The organism is Clostridium lapidicellarium, assembly GCF_041224415.1.
GTDB lineage: Bacteria > Bacillota > Clostridia > Clostridiales > Clostridiaceae > Clostridium_B > Clostridium_B lapidicellarium.
Genome location: NZ_JBGFFE010000020.1, coordinates 24,002 through 46,321, shown reverse-complemented (window position 1 = coordinate 46,321; position 22,320 = coordinate 24,002). Strand labels below are relative to the sequence as shown.

Here is a 22,320-nt window from a genome sequence, read left to right as displayed (position 1 = left end):
ACAAAGAAGGTGCGGATATATGATCATCAATTGTGATGAACTGCTGAAACAGCATAAGATGAAGAAGTCGAGAAAATCGGCAAAAAGAGTTAAATTCATAGGAATATTCAATAAAGATGTGTATAATATAACAGCTCCCTTTTTGAACAACGGGAAAGTTGTGGTGGCGGGAAGGGTTGAATCCAAGACAGGCCGGGATTCCATGGTATTGTTTTTTGAAAAATACAGGGATGCCTGGTGCCATATAGTGGAATCACCTGTCATGGAACTGGAAGATCCCTTTTTCACCAAGATAGACGATGAACTGGTAGTGGGAGGTGTGGAAGTGTTCAACAGCATAAACAACCCTTATAACCTCATATGGAGGACCATAATGTACAAGGGAAGGGACATTTTCCACCTCAAGCTTTTTTTTGTGGGACCAGACGGCATGAAGGATTTACGCATAGCCGAGCTTAAGGATGGAAGCATAGGCGTTCTAACCAGACCTCAGGGAGCCAAAGGCGGAAAGGGCAAGATAGGTTTCACGAAAATCAAGAGATTAAATGATTTGAGTATGGGTGTCATAGAGGATGCGCCGATTTTAAATGACTTTTTACATGACGATGAATGGGGCGGAATAAACAGCATATACCCTATTGACGAGAATAACATCGGTTTACTTGGACACATAGCTAAAATGGACGAGGATGGTATGAAACATTACTATTCTATGACTTTTGTGCTTAATATAAATTCTATGAAGTATGAAGATGTAAAGATTATTGCAGCCAGAGAGGATTTCCTTCCGGGGCCTAGTAAAGACGAAACCTTATATGATGTTGTGTTTGGAGGAGGCCTTGAATTCAAAGGCAAAAAGGCTGTCCTGTATGCCGGTATAAGTGATATTGAAGCCCAGACCCTTGAGATAGACAATCCTTTTTATGAGTACGAATATTCTGATAAAAAAGAGGAAGTGTGATGATGAATATAAAAAGGTATGAATTCAATCCCATTATAACCTGTGGGGATGTCAATCCTTCCAGCAGGGATTTTGAAGTTATTGGAACATTCAATCCGGGAGCGGCCAAGTATAAAGATGAAATAATACTTGCAATGAGAGTTGCGGAAAGATTCAAGGAAAATGACAGCGAGCGAATAAAGATTCCCGTTGTGGACGGCCAGAGCGCCTCTTTAAAGTCCGTGGATTTGGACAGGGGAGACGACAGATATGATTTTAGTGACTCCAGGGTGGTCAAGGAAAAGGGCAATCTCTATGAATTCCTGTACCTTACTTCTATGTCCCATGTGCGGCTTGCCAGAAGCAGTGACGGGGTTAACTTCAAAGTGGACGACAAACCTTTTATCTATCCTGAAAATGAATATGAAAGTTTTGGCGTCGAGGATCCCAGAATAACTGAAATAGATGGACGCTATTATATAACTTACAGTTCGGTATCTAAATATGGTGTCGTCACCAGCTTGGCCGTAACTTCTGATTTTAAAAGCTGCAAAAAGCTCGGCAATATTTTTAGCACGGAAAATAAAGATGTGGTGATTTTCCCGGAGAAGATAAACGGCAAGTATTTTGCCTTAAATAGGCCCGTATCCAAGAGCACGGGTGATCCTGTCATATGGATATCTGAATCCTACAATCTCCTGCACTGGGGAAATCACAAGGTTGTGGCACATACCAGAAAAGGTCACTGGGATTCCCAGAAGATAGGTGCCGGCGCACCTCCGATAAAGACAGACAGGGGCTGGCTGGAACTCTATCATGGAGTGGACGACGACGGCCATTACAGCATGGGGGCACTTCTGCTGGACATAGACTGTCCTTCGAAAATTATCGCCCGCAGCGAACAGCCGCTTCTTGCACCTCAAAAAGATTACGAAACTATGGGATTTTTTTCGAATGTGGTTTTTCCCTGCGGTGCTGTGGAGAAGCAGGGAGAATTGTATGTATATTATGGAATATCTGATAATTCCGTCGGACTTGCAACCGCAAACACTGAAGATATCCTGAAAAGTCTTGCATGATTGCTCGGCGGATTGCCCCGCGAACATGCAGCAGACAGACAATGGTGGGGTGGACATGCAGCGGACAAACGTGGACATGTGAAACAGCATAAAGTAGAAGCAAAACAGAAAACGGCGGGAACAGTCGGGTGGACATGCAACCCCCGGGGGTCATGAACAAATTGTGAACAAATCCATCTGAATATCTCAGACAGGCATTTCCCCATAAATCCTAGGCATATCAGTGCATTTACCGATTTTGTGGCAGCATGATTGTTAATAAATCATGAACGAAACGCCTGCCTATTGGTTGTCCATTTGTCCAATTTGTTCAAGCTGTTTCCCTTGTTTTCCCCGGTACTAGTGTGCCGAACAGCCGATTTGAGACAGCTGTGAATTGCAAAAAAATCGCCTAGAACGGCGATTTTTTATTTCTACAGCTCTGCTATGATGTTGCCTGTCTCTTTAAGATCATAGCCCCCTATTCCTGCCAATTCCTGTTTGAATTTTTCTGACTGCAGTATTTCAATTATCAAGTTGAAAGGGGGTTTATTCATGTCATCTCTTTTCAGAACAAGCTCATATCTTTCTTTTTGAATCGGTATGAAATCTATATTTTGAACCTGCAGACTGGTTTTTTCATTTCCAATGCCGACATCTGCCTCTCCTCTCGCTACAGTACTGGCTACCGCCAGGTGAGACAAACATTCTCTGTCGTAACCTGCAATATCCCGGTTTTTAATTTTAAGCAGCCTGAGATGCTCATCCAGAAGTATTCTGGTGCCGCAGCCTTTTTCCCTATTTATCATGTTTATATCCGGCCTTTTAAAATCTTCCCATCCGTGAATATTCTTTGGATTTCCCCTGGAAACATAAAAACCCTGCATACGGCAGGCCAGGTGGATTATAACTGTCGGGATGCCTGGAAGAAGTCTTCTTACAAAAGGTATGTTGTATTTGCCGGAGTCTCCGTCCCATAAGTGGGCAGTGGCCACCTGTACCTTTCCGGTGTAGAGTCCCAAAAGTCCGGTGTAACTTCCAACATAGGAGCGGAATATTCTGGTTCCGGGTGAACGCATGGATATATAACGTGACAGTATGTCTAAGATGGCATCCTGGCCGCAGATTACAAAATCGTCTTTCCTGCTATTTCCCGGGTAAAAAATGTCCGAAGATGAGAGAGCATTTTTCCTGCCGCGGACATTTTTCTTCCTGTTTTTGTATTCTTCCACATCCTTCACGTCTACTCTGATTTTTTTACCTACCTTGTAACCCTTTAACTCTCCTCTTTTTATCAATTCATATACTGTATTCTTGGCTATTTTCAGCATATCTGCAACTTCCTGTGGAGTTAAAGCAGTATTTCCTGTCATCATATTCTCCCTCCTAAATATTCTAATTATAATTTTAGTACATATTTTTTATAAACACAAATTGGGTGTAAAAACGCATCTGCTGTTTTACTGGGAATGAAAGCTGTGATAAAATGAATTATAAAAGTTTTGATTCTTGACGAATATTGTAAGGAGTGAAATGATATGAAAATAGGAATTATTTCTGATATACATGGAAATCTGGAAGCCCTTGAAGAGGCTTTTTCGAATATTAGTGAGCGAAATGTAGATACCATAGTATGCCTTGGAGATTTGACAGGCTATGGTCCGTATCCCAATGAAGTTGTAGAATTCATAAGGGAAAAACATATATTGAACATATTGGGCAATTACGATGCAGCTGTATTGGAAAAAAAGTTCAATTATATAAGAAACAACAAGGTCAACGAATTTTCAATGCCCTGGACGGCAGCCCAACTCAAAGAAGACAATCTGAACTATTTGAAATCACTGCCGCAAAAAATAAGCTTCCGTTTTAAAAATAGGGAAATCTGCTTTGTACACGGAAGTACCCGGCGCATAAATGAATACCTGTATAAAGGTTCCAGTGAAGCAAAAGAGGTCATGGAAGCATTTACGGGTGATGTACTTGTATGCGGTCACACACATATACCATATAAGGAAGAATATGGACCTAAAATACTCATAAACGATGGCAGCATCGGCAAACCCAAGATAGGCAGACCCAATGGAACTTATGTAATCATGAATGTGGATGATGATGAAGTACATGTAAAACTGGTAGAATTCACCTATGGCTATGAAAAAACAGCATCTGCCATGGAGAAAAAGGGAATAGTAAAACCCTGCATTGATACCATAAGGACAGGACTTTGAAAATACCGTCGAAATGGCGTGATGGACAAGGCAACCACGCCATTTGGCCGTGAATTTGTCGGATGAACAGACAAAACGAGCAGAAAATGACGGAGTAGACATGCAAAACAGCGGGGGGACAGTGGAAACAGCAGGATAGACATGTAAAACAGAAGAAAACGGCGTCATGGACATGCAACCCCCGGATTTTATTGGGAATTTTGCCGGATGGACATGCAACCCCCGGGGGTCATAAACAAAGTGTGAACAAATCTATCTAAACATCTCAGCCAATCAATTTCCCGAAAAACCTAGGTATATCAACACTTTTGCCGATTTCATGGCAGCATAATTGTTAATAAATTATGAACAACATGGCCGTTCACTGGCTGTCCATTTGGCTGTCCAAGTAGCTTCTCCTGTTCCCCCATCTCTATTGTAAACAAATGAAGCAGCTGTTCCTCCCTGTTTCCCCATTCCTATTGTAAACAAAATGAAGCAGTTTCCCCCAAACTCTATTCTCTGTTTTTCCAAGTTTACCCAATCTCCAGCATAGACCAAAAAAAGCCCCCATCCTTTTGGTGGATGAAGGCCTTTTTGTTGCCTGTCCCAGACTGTATTTACTCTTGATTTAAATTGTTCAAGGCATCTGTGAGCCTTATATATAAGTCATATATGCCACTGTCACCGTGCTGAATTGAAATATTGTTTATTTCCTGGCTTAAATCCTGTAGTTTCTGGGAGCCTGTCTCTATTTCTTCTTCATTCTTGGTGTTTATTCCGTCCTTGATGGAATTCAGTATGTCTATGCAGTCGTTTGTGTAATCTATAGATTGATTTACAGAGTTTATCTGGGTGGTTATGTTATCCAGATACTGGTTGTTTAAAACTTCCATGCCATCCGGTATGGATAAGCCTGATACCTCGTTTTTAAGTGTTGTCAGATTGTTCTTGTAGGTTGTGAGATAAGAGCTGCCGCTGCTCAGAACTTGTACCATCTGATCCAGGTACTGTAGCATTTCATCCACAGTACTGGCAGAATTGAGTTCTGACATCGTGCTCGAGGCATTGTCATAGGTTTGACTCAGTTCATCTGCGGTGTTGGAAGTCTCATTTTCGTAGTATTCACAGTAATTTTTCAGGCTGTTTACATAGTCCTTTTCGGACTGGGGTACCACTGATGAGTCCTTTAACAGGTATTCCACAGATAGATCTATGGAATTCAGCCCTCCGAGAAGGTATATATTTCTGTAATTTTTAGAGTCTATGAAATCTTTCTGGCTCGATATGTCGGTTCCATCTGTCAAAATTATTGGCGCATTCAATTTGGAAGCCAGTGCACTTCCTGAGAGCGCATCCGGGAAGTTTGTCCCGTTTGCAAGCACTGCTGAATTTGAATTTAAATTGAAGTTTTTACATACGCTCATGGACGTGTCATATCTTGTAGTTCCGCCCAGTCTCTGTATGTCGCTTTCATTTAAATACGGCAGCTGGGATTTCAGCTCGTTTACGGCAGAATCGGACACAGAAGCCTGTCCGCCTATTACGTATACCTTGGACGGTTTTATGGATGAAATTAAATCCTTTGTCTCTGAAGGCAGGCTGTCCGGTTTTATCATGAATATAGGGTAACCGTTTGAAGCGGCTACGCTGGATATACTCAGGGCATCTGCGAAGCCTTCCCCGTTGACTAGAACTATTGGAGTTCCGGTCTTGGCATCTAGAGAGTTGATTATAGATTTATTGGTGTCAAATCTGTTGGAGCCGCCCAGTCTTGTGAATTTGGCATTTCCATAGCCCATTTCCCTGATGTGGTCTAAAATGTCTTCACTTATGGATGAAGTTCCACCCAGGACATAGATGTTTCCGGAAGTGCTCAGATGACTTTTTATATAGTCAAAAGCATTTGAATCGTTGTTTACGTCACTGTCCAGCAGCAGTATGGGGGCATTGTATTTTCTGGATAAAACGCTGCCTCCAAGAGCATCGGGGAAATCTCTCCCGCTTGCAAGTATTATATTGTTCAAGTTTCCACTTTGAAAGCTAGCTGCAATTTTTGCTGATGTCTCGTACCTGTCGGAGCCCGCAAGCCTTGTTACATTATATGTAGTTTTAGCGTAAGCTGGAGCTGCGGTACAGAATAGCATAGTTAAACCTACAGCTAGTCCTACTAATTTTTTCATTATATGTACTTTCCCTCCTTTACTAGTATACATATATAAAGTTTAGCACAAATGTGGAAAAAACCATATAAGAAAAATATGAAATTTACAATCTGTATATATAAAATTGCATTTGAAGGTATGGAAATGTATATGTAGTTATGGTAAAATTAGCTTATCGATAAAGTATTTGACTGATTTGGAGAGATACCGTTAAATATATTAAACATATTGAAAAAAGTGGGATGCATTTTATATAATTCGCTACATTAATGTCCGAAAGGGGGAAAATATGAACAAATTAAAAATATTTGCGGCAACAGCTGTCATTTTATTTTCTGCAGCCGCTCCTGTCTTTGCAGAGGGCAGTACTCTCGACATTGACGCATCCATTGATACTGCAGTAAAGGAATCCTATGAGGTGAAAAGTGCCGGCATTTCAGTGAAACAGGCTCAAAATTCGTATGACCAGGCCGTGAAAAATGCCAGCAGCTATGCGGATCAGCTCGACGAAGGCGGGGACAATCTGGACAAGTATACTAAACTCACGCTTATGCAGGGCATAGCAAATCCTCCTGCAGAAGCTAAATTTTCCATCTATAAATACTCAAATCAGGGCAAGGTAGCTGAAAATCAGGTGAAATTGTCTGCCTATACCCAATATACAGCTCTTATGAATTCCAGGGACGATGTTGAACTTAAAAACCAGAAGTTTCAGAATGCCGGTGATAATTACAAGGCACTCCAGCTTAAATTGAAACTCGGGATGGCTTCTCCGGCAGATGTAAAAAATGCCGAAGTAAATTATTACAGTGAGAGCTCCAATCTGAACAGGGCCGAGAGGCAGTACAACATTGCAGTCATGAAGATGAATAAGATTCTGGGCAGAAATATATATACGAAATATGATGTGCTTCTAAGGGACAAACTTACTGAATCCCCTTATATAAGAAGTTACGATGATTATGTAGGCGATGCGCTGAAAAACAGGGCGGAGATTGCAAATGCTGCGGAGAATATAAATCTCAGGAAATTTGAATACGATGTTATAAGGGGAATATTTCCCTCAAAATATGATGGCATGAACCAGATGGGGCAGTACGAACTGAACCAGGCAAAAGATGCCCTGGATGCTGACAAAATAGACATATCTGTTGAAATAAACGGCCTTTACAATGACCTTCGGAATAAGTCTAAGATGCTTGACTCCAAAAAGGATGCATTTGCCCTGGCAAAGAGAAATTATGATGCCGCAGGGGTAAAATACAATGCGGGCGTGATAAGCAAGATGGATTTTGACAGTAAGGCAGTTGATTTGAAAGCCGCACAAAATGATCTGAAGGCTTTTCAAAGAGACATATGGATGGCGCAGATCAAATTGAATCTGGCCTGCGGCATTGGAGACGATGTATCGAAAATTAAATGAAAATTATTTTATACAGGGGGTAAAAAAGTTGAAAAAACAGTTGAGCGCTGCAATTGGAATTGTCCTGGTACTTGGCATGGGCGGAACTTGTTTTGCACAATCCGGCACGGCCGAAGCTGCTGCGGGTACTTCAGCTGTATCTGCCGGCACCATAGATACAGGCAGCACCAGGTCTCTCACTCTTGACGAGGTACTTGGCAGTATAGAAAAAAACAATAAGGAAATTCAGATGTATGATCAGAAAATACTCCTCTATCAGAGGCAGTTCGACAGGGATCATCAAAATGCAATGTTAAACAGCGACAAGGATCCTGTTAATTTTCCTCCGGGACAGTATGCATCGGTGAAAATTGCAATAGATGTAGTTCCAAAGCAGGACGAGCAGAATATAAAAAATGCCAAGCATGACAGGGAAGATGCACTTCAGGATCTGAAATTCTCCGCAGAGCAGCAGTATCTAAATGCCGTAAATGCAGAGGACCAGATAGCCAACATAAATGCCCAGATAGCAAATACAGATAAGAAAATTGCACAGACCAAAATCAAAATACAGTATGGACAGCTGACAAATGATGCACTGCAGTCTCTTGAAGTTCAAAAAAGCCAGCTCGAGGCATCTTTAAATACTCCTAAATCCCAGCTTCAGCAGTGCGAGCTCAATGTAAAGCAGATTATAAATATGGATTTAAATACAGGTATAAAACTGACTCTGCCTGCTTCAAAGCAGTTCGTGAAGTTTGATGACAGCAATATTCAGGCGGGAATCGACAATGCGGTGAACAATTCCTATGACATGGAAAAGATAATCCAGAATATAGCCGTATTAAATATCCAGGAGGGTATATACAAGCAGTACTCATACAATGATGCCACAGGGGAGGTAAACACCGGACTTTCCATAGAGGATCTCCGAAATAACCTCTATAATACGCAGCTTAATCTCAGGATCAATTTATGGGACAGCTATTATTCTCTCAAAAACAGCGAGGATCTGGTTAATACGGAAAATGTGAAAGTTCAAAATGCCCAGCTAAATTATGACAATACTTCGGCCAAGGTAAAGGCAGGTGCCCTTACCCAGCTTGATCTGGATTCCGCCGAACTTGCCCTTCAGAGCGAGAAGATAAATTTAAAAAATGCAGAGGACAATTACATGGTGGCTTCCGAAAAATTCCAATATGATCTCTCCAAGTAAATTTTTTATGAATAACTTTAAAGTACGGCTGTTAAATTTCAAAGTGTATGGTAGAATATAACCTGTGAACCAATTAGTTATATATAGGGAGAGATAATTTTATGAAAGGAAAGTTTAAATTACTGGGAATTACTGCAATTATCATGACGCTGATGCTGTCTTTTACAGCTTGTTCCTTTGGAAATAAGTCCGGAGAGCAGGGTGCCAAGACTTCCCAGACTACCAAGGCCCCCAAGATCACTGAAGATGCGGATAAGACCGCCCAGCTTAAAAAGGAAAAGCCTATACTGAATGGAAAGGTGTATGTACAGAACAACAGGGCCGTAGCAACCATGGTAATTAAAAATGGGACAAGTGATAAGGAAGCTAAGGATTTGGCACAGAAATATGCCAATGATTTGAAAAAGAAGTATAAAAACATGCAGGTCAATGTGATGGCAGTGAAAAATAACAAGAACATAGCCAATGTAACTGTGAAATAAAATATCTGTATAAACCGGGTGTAAAAAGGTGTATAATAGATAATTGATAGTATAATTGTAGATAAACGTGTTATTATTGAGATTTGGAGGGTTAATATGGCAAAAAAGACACAAAAGGGCAAGAAAGATAACAGAGGAGAATACGTTTCTACGGTACTTTCGCTTTTAGATGAGGAGGAAAATGTAGTTTCAGATGTCCAGAAGGAAATTTATATGGACGAGATAAGGGATCTACCGCCGATAAAAAAGGGCGAGCTCAATGTATCAGGCGTATATGCCTATGATTTGGGAGATAAGATTGAAGTCAAGGTCTATATAAGAAACGGGCTTTCCACCAATTTAAACCTGCAGAAGATACCCTTTCTTATTGTAAATTCCAAAGGGGAAACTCTGGCCTCCCAGACATTTAACCTTGCATCCCTGGGAAAACTTCCGCCACGCTCTGCAAGGCCCGTGAAACTGTATTTTGAGAAGAAAAATCTTAAAGTGGACAAGATACCTCAGGACGACTGGAAGATCGTTTTAAATGGTGAATTCAACATAACTTCCAAAGTGAGACCGAGGTACGAGGGACTGCCTAAGGGCATATCTGTTGAGGATAAGCTCGTTTTTGACAAATTTTTGGACGGCCTTCCTGAAATGGAAGAGGGAGAATTCAGCATATCCACTTTCAGCATAGGCCTCCAGAGAAACGGCAACATACTTGTGACCACGGTTATGAGAAATGCTACAAACAAGCCCATCACCATTAATAAAATGCCTATGACCGTACTTGACAAAAACAGGAGGGCAGTGAAGTCCAACAATTTTATCATGAAGGATTTTACCGTGAGTCCATACAGGGCCAAGCTGTGTAACTTTGCGTTTCCGACAGATGTTCACCCTGAAAATGACCAGCCCCTGGATGGTTGGTCGGTGATTTACAGGCAGGTTAGGATAAACGGCGGCAAAAACATAAAAAGAGTATAATTGCAGTATGTGCAGATTTGTGAAACTGTGAAATTGATTTATCTATAAAATAGGTCGATTTCACAGTTTTTTTTATAATTTGGGATAATGTCTAAAAAAATCTGAAATATAGACGAATAATAAATAGTAAAGGGACTTGCAAGGAGCTTGCTTGAAAAAAGGTGATCTGTATGCTATTGGAAAATACTAATTCTAATAGTATAATATAGATATGACAATTTGTTAACAATAGGGGATAAGTGAAGTAAGATGTTTGTCTTTTTTGAAACTTTATTAAATAAATATGAATGGAGGTAATACATATGCAAAAAAATAGTAAGAAAGTTTTGTCAGCTTGCAGTGTAGCGACTTTGCTGGTTGCAGGGACAACCCTTCCATCAACCGTGAAAGCTGATTCGTCCAGCCAGGTGACCAGAATTGGCGGACAGAACAGGTATGAAACAGCTGCAAAAGTTGCAGATTCAGGCTGGAGCTCCTCAAATTATGCCATAGTGGCAAATGGTGAAGGCTATGCAGATGCCCTTTGTGCAACACCCCTCGCCAAGGCTAAAGATGCACCTATACTTTTGACCACAGGCGACAGTTTAAATGAGAACGCACTGAAGGAACTCAACGATTTGAAAGTTCAGCACGTAATTGTAATAGGAGGCACCAAAGTTGTCCCTGAAAATGTCGAAAGCGAAATAAAGTCCAAGGTCTCAACTGTACAGGATGTTCAGAGATTAGGTGGACAAGACAGGTACGAAACTTCTGTAAAAATAGCCGATGCCCTTGGAACCAATCCTACAAAGGCAGTTGTGGCAAGCGGTGAAGGCTATGCAGATGCCCTGTCCGCAGGACCTGCAGCGGCTATAAATGGAATACCGATACTCCTGACAAGGCAAAACAGCCTTCCTGATGCAGAATCGAATTACTTGAAAACCAACTCGGATATAACTGCAACTTATGTAATAGGCGGAACTATGTCTGTAAGTGACTCCGTGGCAAGTTCCCTTCCATCTTCAGAAAGACTCGGTGGAACCGACAGGTATGCTACAAATGCAGCCGTACTTAACAAGTTCAAGTCCGACTTTAATTTTAATAATGTATATGCTGCCCTTGGCGACGGACCTGTAGGCAACGAATTTGCAGATGCCCTGACCGGCGGTGCACTGGCTGCCAAGAACAAGAACCCTCTTGTAATAACAGGTTATGAGCTCAGCTCATCCACAGAAGGTTTCCTCAAGGACAATGTACCGAAAAACAGCACACTCACAGTACTTGGCGGTACCCTGAACATATCCGACTCCCTGGCAGACACAATAACTGATGCCTTCGGCAAAGCATCTACCGGCGGCGGTGGCGGCGGTAGCACTGAAACTAACCTTGCTTCCACAATACAAAATAATGATTCTTATAAAGACGTTGTAAACAGTATAAATAATAGTGATTATTTTAAAATTCTGAAGAGTGGAGATGCTGGTTATGATGATAGTGTTGTAACTGTACAGATGAAGAAAGATAATATAAGTACTCCTGGTGGAATATCTACAGACGCTGGAACAAGATATAAAAATGAAGATGGCAGTTGGAAAGAACAGCAGATAAGAGATGACATTAATAAAATACAATCTAAATTGGATATAATAAACGAGAAAAATATTCTTATAAACAGTGTTCACTTAGATGATTTCTTAGCTGGATTGGGCTCAAGATATATTGATGATGCTGGTAAACTTGATGCAGATGCTATAGTGGATGAAGTAAAAACTAAAGGAGCTGGTTATGCTTATAGGGATTTTAGAAGCAATGTTATTGATAAAATAAAATATTACTTTGATAATAATAAGAGTGCTCCAAGTTCATTAGAACTTAAAGTTTTAGGTTCTAAAGTAAATAATATTAAAAAAGGAAATATAACTTTATTTGATTCTTCGCTACCAGCGGAACAGGCTGCAACTGATTTAGTAAGTAAAGTGTTATTGCCAGATGGAAATTATGATCTTACAGGAACTTATACAGTTAATATATCTGGCAATAGTTATGTCAATGTTACTATAAAAAAATAAGTTTAAACTGTAATTGTGATAATTGTAGAACTCAGGCCAATCCCCTGAATTCTATTGATAATTGCCATTGGAATATAATTTATGTTTTAGAATCTGGCAGCGTACGGCCATGTGGTGAAGTGGGCGGAAAAAGCAGAGTGGACAGGCAACCTTTGAAATTTAGCTGTGGTTCTGTCTAGTGGACAGGCGAGATGAGTGGGAAACAGTAGGTCGGATAGGCAAAACAGTGAGAAAAAGTGAATGGACAGGTAACCTCTGAAGTGTAGCCGAGGTTTTGTTGGGTGGACAGGCGAAACGGGTGAAAGACAGCCGAGTGGACAAGCAAAACAGCGGAAAACAGTCGGGTGGACATGCAACCCCCGGGGGTCATGAACAAATTGTTAATAAATTATGAATAAAATAACTGCCAATTTAGCTGTCCAAGCAGTTTTCCTTCCACTTGTTTTCCCGGCACTATTGTAGACAAAATGAGGCAGCTGTCCTCTCCTTGTCCAAGCATTGCTCTGGATATTTTAGCTGTCCAAGCAGTCCTGCTTGTTTCCCCCAGCACTATTGTACAGGCATTAGCCCGGATATGTAGCTTGTCCGACCGTAAATGTCCATGTATTGAGCCGAGTATGTAACTGTCCAAGTGTTAGCCCGAATACACAGCTGTAGCTGTTCAAGCAATGAGGATTTTCCTTAAACGAGGATTTCCCAGGCAAGCAAGATTTTCCCCCGGAAAATCCCCAATTTATATTTTCCAGGCACGGCAAAAGAAAATCCTCTACAACTGTGCACTGTCAATTGTAAACTGTAAATTGAAGAGAATCGCTAACTGCCAATTGTGAATTGAACGAAATTGTCCATTGTAAATTAATTAAAGGAGGTTGTTTTTATGATAAGAAAAAGCAAAATATTTTCTACACTGGTTCTGGGAATATTCCTGGCATCGTCGGCAGGTCTGGCACTTCCGGAAAAGGCTTCTGCTGAGGTACCGAGACTGGGCGGCCAGGACAGGTACCAGACTTCAGTCGAGGTGTCTAAGAGCGGGTGGGATACATCGGACTATGTAGTACTTGCCAGCGGGGAAAACTATCCCGACGCACTCTGTGCGGCGCCTCTTGCAAAGGAATATTCCGCCCCGATACTTTTGACTACAAGCAAAACTTTGGATCAGGACACTAAAAATGAGATAGTGAGGCTCAAGGCAAAACATGTCATAGAAATAGGCGGCACTGCGTCCATATCTGTGGACATAGAAAATGAACTTAGAGGAATGGGACTTGACCCCCAGAGGATAGGAGGTCAGGACAGATTTGAAACTTCTGTAAAAGTTGCATCAAAGCTGAAGTCTCCTGCAGGTGTGGTGGTCACTTCTGCCTATGGCTTTGCAGATGCCCTTTCAATAGCACCTGTTGCGGCAAGCCAGAATATGCCGATACTTTTGACGGCACCCGGATCTCTGCCGGATTCAGTTAAAAATTACATAGATGGGGAAAAATCATCCATAAAAAATTCCTATGTAATTGGCGGAACTTCTGTAATATCCGATAATGTAGTTTCACAGGTTTCTCCTGCTGCGGTTAGAATAAGCGGTCAGAACAGGTTTGATACAAATGTAAAGGTGCTTGATTATTTCAAGGGGAGCATAAAATTTGACAATGTTTATGTAGTGAGAGCCGACGGACTCCTGGGAAATGAATTTGCAGACGCTCTCTCGGCTTCAGCACTGGCTGCAAAGACTTCTTCTCCTTTGATACTTACCTATAATTCGGTAAATATTGATACGGAAAAGTTTTTAAAGGAAAATGCAAAGAATGGAAAAGTCACTGCCATAGGAGGTACAATTGCAGTACCTGAAAGTATTGTAAGCTCCCTGCAGGATATTTTAAACGGTAAGACACCGGGGATCTCGCAGTCCGATTATGAGTTTTTAACTTCTGCCCTGGGAAAACTCAAGACCATAGATACTTCATCTTTTAATTCAGCTCAAAAGGAGATATTATCCAAGACGGTAGCTTCCATTGAAAATTACCTGGCAAATCCAAGTTATGACTATAAAGAGGATGTGTCGGAAATAAAGGCACTTTACAATAGCCTTTCCAGCGGAGAAAAAAATGCTTTTGCCGATGCCGTGACGGGTTCAGGGATCAGCCTTTCGGATATAATTAACATTGCAAATAAAATTGGATTTAAAGATATATAGCTGCTGCTTCCACTATTAATTTTAAATAAATTTACATATAAGTTATCTAAAGATATGTTATAATAAATAATGTATTTTTGGATAACTTATAATTTTTAGGCTGAATTGATTTTAAATTTTGAGAAAAATAATGGGAGAAATAATATGAAAAGTTCAAAAAAAGGTAAAAAAATCGTGTTTTTAATTGTACTTCTTGCATTGATTGCAGCAGTGTCAGTTTTTGGAAAACTTGTTTTTTGGCAGTCATCTTACAGTGTCCCTAAATATAAATTTTCAGTGGGCCTGTTTGACAAGATAATAAAGGCGCAGGACAGCGGCGGAACTGCGGAGCTCACAGAAGATGAGGTAAACCAGGTAATATCACTTTATTCAAAGGAATACAAAAGCGGCAGCATTACGGTTAAGGCGGTGCAGGCGGGACTTGAAGGTGACAAAATAAAATTTTACATACCTTCATCTTACAAAAGTTTCAATGTGCTCCTCACTTCGGAAGGAAGTATTTCCAAGGAAAAGGATAAGATAAAATATACCCCGGATTATTTTAAGGTGGGAAAGATCACGCTTCCAAAATCCTATGTCATGGAAAAACTGTCAGGCAGATTAAAAGACAGGGCAGCTGTTGAGCAGGATTCCGTAGTATTTAGTACCAAGGGGATACCTGTGGGCATTACGGCACTTAGTGTCAAGGACGACAAACTTCTGGTCACACTGGAAAAAAGGCAGATTGACATCGAAAATATGTTGAAAGGACAATTTGATTCTCTAAAAGATATAGTAAAGGATCTGAATTTATTTACGAAAACTAATGGTGGAACCAGTGCCGGCAGTGAAACGGGAAAAACCGGCGGTGGCACCGGAAGTACTTCGAAGAATGAAACTTCTTCCGGAAATGACCAGCAGGACTTTTCCGGGGTAATAAAGGGGCTTAATGCAGCTTCAGGCTCTGTGAGCACTGGAGCCCAGAAATCTGTCATAGCCCAGATGATGTCCGTGGTGGGAAACATGAGCAATTCATCCTATAACCCTCGTTCGGCTGAAGGCAGCATAAGGGCTGCGTATGGAAAGCTTTCTCCGCAGGAAAAGTCACAGCTCAAGTCTGCGATACTTTCAAATGTCGATACATCCTCTGCAGAGATGCTGTACAATATGATGGGAAATTAACCTGAAAATCCACGGCAGACTAGCTAAATGGACGGACAGTTCCCGTTAGGGCAAGGATGGACAAGGCAGTCCCCGGAATTTAGCTGCGGCTTCACCTGGTGGACAGGCAAAGCAGCAGTGAAACAGCTTGGTGGACAGGCAGTCCCCGGGGGTTGTGAACAAATTGTGAACAAACGCTGCCCGGACAGGCCGTCAAAGTGGCAGATTGTGTGTAAGTACATGGGAAAAGAGGTGAAAATCCTGATTGTTGGACAGCAGGCAGGTGCGGAAATGACTGATGCCTGTAAAGCTGCCGCGTTATTGTCGGATAATGTAAAAATGTCAGTCAGGTGTGGATGTCTGACGTTTAAAAATCAGGTAACAGCTAAATGGAAGATGAAGAAACAACACTGGATATAAGAGATTTTTTTAATGTGCTGAAAAAGAGAAGAAAGCTTATAGTACTTGTGGTTTTGATATGTACTCTGGCATCTGCAGTGCTGAGTTTTTTTGTAATACAACCCACTTACGAGGCGGATACCACCATAATAATAGGGAAACTTGCGGAAAACGGTAAAAGCAACACGCAGTACAACGACGTGATGATGTACCAGAATCTCATAAAGACATATGCCCAGATTGCGGGATCCAATGTTGTTATGGAAGGTGCCTCAAGTAAATTAAATGGAGCTTTCAGCCCGGAAAAACTTAAAAAAGTGGTTTCCATAACACCGCAGCAGGGAACCCAGATTTTGCAGATAAAGGGCCAGAGCAAGGATCCTGCCGAAGCGGTGAAAATGGTGAATGCAGTAAGCAGTTCCTTTATAGCGGAATCTAAAAAGGTATTTCCCACCGGTGGAAATATAAACATAATGGACAGCCCGAGGTTTCCTGACAAACCTGTAAAACCCAAAAAGCTACTTAATGTAGCCATTGCATTTTTTATAGGACTTTTGGTTTCCGTAGGATTTTCCTTTATGCTCGAGTATATGGACAACACTATAAAGACCGAAGATGACATAAAAAAGCAGATTGGAATTCCGGTGCTCGGTATAATACCCAAAGAACAGAGTTAGACAATGAACAATTGTCAACTGCAAACTGTAAATTGTAAACTGAACAAAAGGTGGTGATATCATATGGTGGACATACACAGCCATATACTTCCGGGTATAGATGATGGTTCAAAATCCATGGAGCAGACTGTAAAAATGCTTAAATTAACAGAAGCGGACGGGGTGAAGACCATAGCGGCAACTTCCCATTTTTACAGGGGGTATTACGAGAACAGCTGCAGTGATATAAAAAAACTTGTGGAAAAGGTGAAAGCTGAAGCGGAAAGGGAAAATATAAATGTGGATATTGTTCCCGGTCAGGAAGTGATGCTCGATAGGTATAGTCTTGAATATTACAAGAGCGGCAGGATAGGCTGCATTGGAAATACGGATTACATGTTGGTTGAATTTCCGATGATAGATATGCCGGAGGATGCCATGGATATAATATACGAGCTTCAAATCCGAGGTGTGCACCCGATTTTAGCCCATCCTGAAAGGTACAGGTATATTATAGGCAATCCATCAAAGATTAATGAATTTTTGAATGAAGGATGTCTGCTTCAGGTAAATACGGGCAGTATAAAAGGTATATTCGGCAAAAAAGTAAAAAATACCGCCAGAATTTTGATAAAAAGTGGTATCAGCAGTTTTATAGCATCAGATGCACATTCCATGGGAGGAAGGCGTCCGGGTATCAGTACTGCCATTGAAATGGCTTCTGAAATCGACCGCGGCATATGCGGACGTGTGGAGAAAAATTGTGAAAAATTGTTGGAAAATCAGCTCATAGATCCGCCGGACAACCGGATAAAAGAGAAAAAGAGGATTTTTAGCTTTTTTAGAGCGTAGCAACAAGATTTGATATACAGATGGAGTGAAGTTAATGGATAAAATACATATTGTCACTGTAAGAAACCCCAGAGATCCTATTGCGGAAGCTTACAGGACTTTGAGAACAAATATTCAATTTTCTTCTTTTGATAAAAAAATACAGTCCATAATGATTACAAGTTCCGGACCCGGCGAGGGCAAATCCACTACTTCTGCCAATCTGGCGGTAGTCATGGCGGAAACGGGTGCCAGGACTATACTCATAGACTGCGACCAGAGGAAACCCAAATTGCACAAGATATTTTTGACTTCCAATGAAACAGGGCTTTCAAACCTGCTGGCGGATAAGGCCGGTTTTGAAGATGCAGTCAAGAAAAATGTAGTTAAAAACCTGGATCTACTCCCTTCCGGTATGAGACCGCCGAATCCGGCAGAACTTCTGGCCTCCAGGAAGATGGAAAACTTTTTGCAGGAACTCAAGGAAAAATATGAGTACATAATACTGGACACGCCTCCCGTGGTTGCAGTGACAGATGCCCAGCTGCTATCCCGTTATGTGGACGGGTGCCTCCTGGTTATAGCATCTTCCCAGGCGGAAAAAGAAGCAGTTGTAAAGGCCAGGGATCTACTGCTGAAGGTAGGTGCCAATATAATCGGAGCTGTTTTGAACAAGCTTGAGGTAAAGGAAAAGGGATATTACGGATATTACTACCAGTATTATTACGGAGAGGACGGCAAAAAGGTCAAGGAGAAGAAGAAAAGGAAAAGAATCGGAAGATAGATTTGAGAGGTATAAAGATTTTAAATTGGAAATTATCTTTATGCCTTTATTTTTTTTGCAAAAAACATGGCTATTTTTAAAAAACTGCATATGTATTATATGAAAGGAGGTGGTAAATATGTCCGCCGGATCGACACTTTTGCAGACCTCAATGATATTGAAGTACAAGGACGGGGTGGACAGCAGCGGTAGGGCAATAACCAAAAGACAGACTTTTTCAAATTTAAAGATAGATGCTGTCCCTCAGGATCTCTACGATGTTGCCAAGGAAATAGAAAATCTCCTGGGAAAAACTCTCAGCGAAATCATAAGACAGGACGAGAGCGGCATAACGAACTCTTAGACAATGGACAGTTGACAATGGACAATGAACAGTTGACAGTGTACAATTGACAATTTTCAATTGCCCACTGTCAATTGAAAAAAGGAGGTGCCTAGTATGTCTAAGTCGCTGGTTATGAATTTCCTGACCGAGGAAGGCAAAAAAGCTTCTATAAAGATCTCCAATGTAAAAGAGGATATAACGGATCAGGAAGTAAAAACCGCCATGGATGCAATTGTTGCAAAAAATATATTTGACACGAAAAATGGGGATTTGAAAGTTGTGGATTCAGCATATGTGCAGGACACTTCAATTGTAGAACTTGAAGTCAAATAGCAGTTAAGTTGTGGGGCAGAGGAGGGTCCGGGACAAAAATATACCTGTTCCAGGCCCTTTATTCAGGTAAAATATTACGCAAAGGCACAAAATATCGTATTTATAAATAAGATATTTAAGACAGTAAATATATATGGGTAAATTAAAAAATCGCAGGGAGAGAATGATATGAGATATAAATTCAAACCCGATTATATTATGGACAAGCATTCCGGAGAGACTGCAGGAGAAAATCACAGCCTGCTGAAAAAAATTGAGCTTGAAAATCTCCTTTCGAGAGCTAAAATCAGAGATAAAACTGCCTTGAATGAAATCTGCAGGAGATTTGACGGAATGGTCGTAAACCTGGCCAGTTCATTTTATATAGAAGGATATACGCTTGAGGACATGGTTCAGGAGGGAAGACTTTCCCTTATAAAAGCTGTTTATAAATATGACATGAATTCAAAATACCACTTTTCCACTTATGCCGCAGCTGCCGTCAAAAAGAACTTCTACTCCAAAATAAGAAACAGCATAAAGAGGAAATTCTGCTGCAGTTTGTACAGTATCACCGAAGATGGCATCAGGTTCATCGATACACTGAAGTCAGACGAAGATATTGAAGAATACCTCATATTAGGACAGCAGTATGACGAGCTGTGGAGAGCTGTGGGAGAACTTTCCGACAAGGAAAAAAGTGCGGTGGTCTGGTACTATATGTGGGAAGCGAGCTTGAAAGAATACGCACTGAGTCAGAAAATATCCTACAAGGCGGCAGCTGCCAGAAAAAGGAGAGCTGTAGCGAGGCTGAAGGATATCGTGAATTCTGCAGGGTAATATAATATATGGAATATTTAGCCAGCACGATAAATATACCGGTTGATCCCGGAAATATCGTACTGGCTAATTTTTATCCGAATGCTGCCATTGCTAATACTCCCAGCTTCTTAAAGTTGAAGATAAACGCTGCTGCACGCCTGGATAAGTTCTGCTAAGGTTCAGGTGGAGAAAATATTCTTTATTAGCAAACTCCACCTGAGCCTTAGAATAACTTGATAACGTCACCTGCTGACAGATCCTAAAAATGTAAAGGTAAAATTTATGGGGAAAAATGCAGTAATATTCTCTTGATTTATATTGAATAAATATAGAATTTTTAATCTATTTTAATATGGGTAAAATTATTACTTTAATATACGATAACATAAATGAACAGATAAAATTGTGTAAATAGTCAGGCTTTTGCGGTTGTTTGGCAATTATTGCAGTGTTATAATATTAATTGTAAGATTTATATAAATTTTGTTAGTATGGGGGAAAGCATGGTGACAGAATTGGAGAATTTGGAGGATAAAACTGTAGACGTATCGGCACAAGTATCGGCACAAAGGGAAAGAAAAGCGGAAGCGGTCGATGAGTACGGTAAGACTGCTGGTTATTATTTTTTAAAGAGGACAATGGATATAGTGTTTTCACTGGCTGGGAGTATTCTACTGTCTCCTGTTATGATTATAGTTGCCGCGGCAATCAAACTCGATTCAAAGGGCCCTGCAATTTTTTCACAGGTCAGGATTGGATTGAACGGTAAACCATTTAGAATGTATAAGTTTCGTTCTATGGTAAGTGGTGCAGAAGAGCTTTTGGACAAGCTAAAGGACAGAAATGAAATGACTGGTCCTGTGTTTAAGATAAGGCAGGATCCACGTGTTACAAAAGTAGGCAGGTTTATAAGAAAGACAAGCCTTGACGAACTTCCTCAGCTTTTTAATGTAATTAAAGGCGAAATGTCACTTGTGGGTCCAAGACCTAATCTTCCAAGAGAAGTTGTAAAGTTTACAAAACGCCAGCGAATGAAACTGCTTGTTAAGCCAGGGCTTACCTGTTACTGGCAGGTAATGGGTCGAAGTAATATTGACTTTGATGGCTGGATGAAACTGGACTTGAAATACATAAGAGATAGAAGCACATTATTGGACTTAAAACTTATATTCAAGACTTTTAGAGTATTTTTTGGCGATGACGGGGCTGAATGATGGATATTAAAGGGTTTGTAAATAAGAATGCATATTGACATGTTATTTGGAAGGGTGGTTAAAACGTGCTTTGTGCACTCATAATGGCGGGCGGAAAAGGTGAGAGGTTTTGGCCTCTTTCTACGGATAAAAAGCCAAAGCAATTTTTAAAACTTTTAGGTAAAAAAACTATGATTCAGATGACTGTAGAAAGGCTCCTCCCTCTTATATCTGCAGACAGGATATTTATAGTAACCGGGAAAAGATATGTGCATCTTGTGAAAAAACAGCTTCCTGATTTATCGGAAAACAATATAATAGTAGAGCCTGTAGGAAGAAATACGGCACCTTGTATAGCACTTTCAGCATTTTACATAAGAAGGCACTGTAAAGACAATGCGACTATTTTAGTGATTCCTTCAGATCATCTTGTAGTGGACGAAAATAGGTTTAGAAATACAATAGCTTATGGGGCTGATTTCATACAAAATAACGAATCTTCAATAGTTACCTTGGGAATAAAACCTGATAGACCTGAAACAGGTTATGGATATATTCAGTTTGATTCACAGGGTGCAGTTAATGAAGCTGCAATTACAAGCAGTGAAGGCAGCAACAATTTTCATGTATATAGAGTTGAGAAATTTGTTGAGAAACCTGATGCCGATACTGCAGGGAAATATATTGAAAAGGGGAATTTTCTCTGGAACGGCGGAATGTTCATATGGAAATGCAGTACTATATTGGAACTTACAAAAAGATATTTAAACAATACATATAAGATTCTGGAGAGCATATTTAAAGAAGAAAATGAAAAATTCAGCAGTTCGCTTGAAAAAGAATATCCGCAGGTGGACAGTATTTCAGTGGATTACGGTATAATGGAGAAAACTGAAAATATATATGTTATTCCCTCGAATTTTGGATGGGATGATATAGGAACCTGGCATGCGGTTGAGCGTTACAGGGAAAAGGACAATGACAACAATGTGTGTATGGGTGACATAAGGAGCCTCAGAAGCAGTAACAATATTGTATATTCTGAGAATAAGCCAATTGTTATTGTTGGGCTTGAGGATGTATTTGTAGTGGAAAGCGACGATATTATTTTTGTTGGGAAAAAAGAGGATATTGAGAGAATTAAAGAAATAAAGGGAAAGATAAATAAACATTAGCGGGA

24 protein-coding genes are annotated in these 22,320 nt (G+C 40.6%); 20 read left to right on the top strand and 4 right to left on the bottom strand.

What is annotated here, in order from left to right; all coding sequences use genetic code 11:
- Window positions 1-19: 19 nt before the first annotated feature.
- Window positions 20-961, top strand: a complete 942-nt coding sequence (locus AB8S09_RS12135; RefSeq protein WP_294184138.1) for a DUF1861 family protein — start codon at window positions 20-22, stop codon at window positions 959-961.
- Complete coding sequence (locus AB8S09_RS12130; RefSeq protein ID WP_369869232.1) at window positions 961-2,019, top strand: glycoside hydrolase family 130 protein; 1,059 nt, start codon at window positions 961-963, stop codon at window positions 2,017-2,019. Before AB8S09_RS12135 ends, AB8S09_RS12130 begins: the two co-directional genes overlap by 1 nt.
- 413 nt (window positions 2,020-2,432) lie before the next feature.
- Here AB8S09_RS12130 and AB8S09_RS12125 read toward each other — a convergent pair whose 3' ends face one another.
- The gene (locus tag AB8S09_RS12125; RefSeq protein WP_369869242.1) at window positions 2,433-3,371 is read right to left on the bottom strand and encodes a substrate-binding domain-containing protein; all 939 of its coding nucleotides are present in this window, start codon (window positions 3,369-3,371) and stop codon (window positions 2,433-2,435) included.
- Between the two features lie 165 nt (window positions 3,372-3,536).
- Between AB8S09_RS12125 and AB8S09_RS12120 the strand changes: the two genes are divergently transcribed.
- Window positions 3,537-4,229 carry a metallophosphoesterase family protein gene (locus AB8S09_RS12120; protein WP_294184143.1) on the top strand — a complete coding sequence of 231 codons (693 nt, stop codon included), beginning with the start codon at window positions 3,537-3,539 and terminating at the stop codon, window positions 4,227-4,229.
- 342 nt (window positions 4,230-4,571) lie between these two features.
- Here AB8S09_RS12120 and AB8S09_RS12115 read toward each other — a convergent pair whose 3' ends face one another.
- Window positions 4,572-4,769, bottom strand: coding sequence for a hypothetical protein (locus AB8S09_RS12115; protein ID WP_369869231.1), 198 nt, complete (start codon window positions 4,767-4,769; stop codon window positions 4,572-4,574).
- 59 nt (window positions 4,770-4,828) lie between these two features.
- Complete coding sequence (locus tag AB8S09_RS12110) at window positions 4,829-6,391, bottom strand: cell wall-binding repeat-containing protein (protein ID WP_369869230.1); 1,563 nt, start codon at window positions 6,389-6,391, stop codon at window positions 4,829-4,831.
- Window positions 6,392-6,662: 271 nt separating this feature from the next.
- On the opposite strand from AB8S09_RS12110, the gene AB8S09_RS12105 reads away from it, so the two are divergent.
- From AB8S09_RS12105 to AB8S09_RS12085, 5 genes are all read left to right on the top strand, one after another.
- Window positions 6,663-7,796, top strand: coding sequence for a TolC family protein (locus tag AB8S09_RS12105; RefSeq protein ID WP_369869229.1), 1,134 nt, complete (start codon window positions 6,663-6,665; stop codon window positions 7,794-7,796).
- Window positions 7,797-7,824: 28 nt separating this feature from the next.
- Complete coding sequence (locus tag AB8S09_RS12100) at window positions 7,825-8,991, top strand: TolC family protein (protein ID WP_294184149.1); 1,167 nt, start codon at window positions 7,825-7,827, stop codon at window positions 8,989-8,991.
- A gap of 101 nt (window positions 8,992-9,092) precedes the next feature.
- On the top strand, window positions 9,093-9,473 hold the full coding sequence (locus tag AB8S09_RS12095; RefSeq protein ID WP_369869228.1) for a hypothetical protein: 381 nt from the start codon (window positions 9,093-9,095) through the stop codon (window positions 9,471-9,473).
- 96 nt (window positions 9,474-9,569) lie between these two features.
- The gene (locus tag AB8S09_RS12090) at window positions 9,570-10,442 is read left to right on the top strand and encodes an SLAP domain-containing protein (protein WP_369869227.1); all 873 of its coding nucleotides are present in this window, start codon (window positions 9,570-9,572) and stop codon (window positions 10,440-10,442) included.
- A 302-nt stretch (window positions 10,443-10,744) separates the two neighbouring features.
- Window positions 10,745-12,490 (top strand): cell wall-binding repeat-containing protein, encoded by a 1,746-nt coding sequence (locus AB8S09_RS12085; protein WP_369869226.1) that lies wholly within the window; start codon window positions 10,745-10,747, stop codon window positions 12,488-12,490.
- A gap of 388 nt (window positions 12,491-12,878) precedes the next feature.
- On the opposite strand, the gene AB8S09_RS12080 is transcribed toward AB8S09_RS12085, so the two are convergent.
- Window positions 12,879-13,121: a hypothetical protein gene (locus AB8S09_RS12080; RefSeq protein ID WP_369869225.1), complete on the bottom strand. Its 243-nt coding sequence runs from the start codon at window positions 13,119-13,121 to the stop codon at window positions 12,879-12,881.
- Window positions 13,122-13,367: 246 nt separating this feature from the next.
- On the opposite strand from AB8S09_RS12080, the gene AB8S09_RS12075 reads away from it, so the two are divergent.
- From AB8S09_RS12075 to AB8S09_RS12020, 12 genes are all read left to right on the top strand, one after another.
- The gene (locus AB8S09_RS12075) at window positions 13,368-14,678 is read left to right on the top strand and encodes a cell wall-binding repeat-containing protein (protein ID WP_369869224.1); all 1,311 of its coding nucleotides are present in this window, start codon (window positions 13,368-13,370) and stop codon (window positions 14,676-14,678) included.
- Between the two features lie 144 nt (window positions 14,679-14,822).
- Complete coding sequence (locus AB8S09_RS12070; RefSeq protein ID WP_369869223.1) at window positions 14,823-15,839, top strand: DUF2140 domain-containing protein; 1,017 nt, start codon at window positions 14,823-14,825, stop codon at window positions 15,837-15,839.
- Window positions 15,840-15,866: 27 nt separating this feature from the next.
- A complete protein-coding gene (locus AB8S09_RS12065) occupies window positions 15,867-16,238 on the top strand; it encodes a hypothetical protein (protein WP_369869222.1) in 372 nt (123 codons plus the stop codon).
- Window positions 16,208-16,894: a YveK family protein gene (locus AB8S09_RS12060; RefSeq protein ID WP_369869221.1), complete on the top strand. Its 687-nt coding sequence runs from the start codon at window positions 16,208-16,210 to the stop codon at window positions 16,892-16,894. Before AB8S09_RS12065 ends, AB8S09_RS12060 begins: the two co-directional genes overlap by 31 nt.
- Window positions 16,895-16,957: 63 nt before the next feature.
- Window positions 16,958-17,725: a tyrosine-protein phosphatase gene (locus AB8S09_RS12055; protein WP_294184166.1), complete on the top strand. Its 768-nt coding sequence runs from the start codon at window positions 16,958-16,960 to the stop codon at window positions 17,723-17,725.
- 34 nt (window positions 17,726-17,759) lie between these two features.
- Window positions 17,760-18,488, top strand: coding sequence for a CpsD/CapB family tyrosine-protein kinase (locus AB8S09_RS12050; RefSeq protein WP_294184168.1), 729 nt, complete (start codon window positions 17,760-17,762; stop codon window positions 18,486-18,488).
- Window positions 18,489-18,606: 118 nt separating this feature from the next.
- Window positions 18,607-18,831 carry a DUF1659 domain-containing protein gene (locus AB8S09_RS12045; protein WP_294184169.1) on the top strand — a complete coding sequence of 75 codons (225 nt, stop codon included), beginning with the start codon at window positions 18,607-18,609 and terminating at the stop codon, window positions 18,829-18,831.
- Window positions 18,832-18,927: 96 nt separating this feature from the next.
- On the top strand, window positions 18,928-19,146 hold the full coding sequence (locus AB8S09_RS12040; protein ID WP_294184171.1) for a DUF2922 domain-containing protein: 219 nt from the start codon (window positions 18,928-18,930) through the stop codon (window positions 19,144-19,146).
- Window positions 19,147-19,314: 168 nt separating this feature from the next.
- Window positions 19,315-19,965, top strand: coding sequence for a sigma-70 family RNA polymerase sigma factor (locus AB8S09_RS12035; RefSeq protein WP_369869220.1), 651 nt, complete (start codon window positions 19,315-19,317; stop codon window positions 19,963-19,965).
- Window positions 19,966-19,973: 8 nt separating this feature from the next.
- Window positions 19,974-20,123, top strand: a complete 150-nt coding sequence (locus AB8S09_RS12030) for a hypothetical protein (protein ID WP_294184173.1) — start codon at window positions 19,974-19,976, stop codon at window positions 20,121-20,123.
- A 327-nt stretch (window positions 20,124-20,450) separates the two neighbouring features.
- Window positions 20,451-21,161: a sugar transferase gene (locus tag AB8S09_RS12025; protein ID WP_369869219.1), complete on the top strand. Its 711-nt coding sequence runs from the start codon at window positions 20,451-20,453 to the stop codon at window positions 21,159-21,161.
- A 65-nt stretch (window positions 21,162-21,226) separates the two neighbouring features.
- Window positions 21,227-22,315: a mannose-1-phosphate guanylyltransferase gene (locus AB8S09_RS12020; protein WP_369869218.1), complete on the top strand. Its 1,089-nt coding sequence runs from the start codon at window positions 21,227-21,229 to the stop codon at window positions 22,313-22,315.
- Window positions 22,316-22,320: the final 5 nt, after the last annotated feature.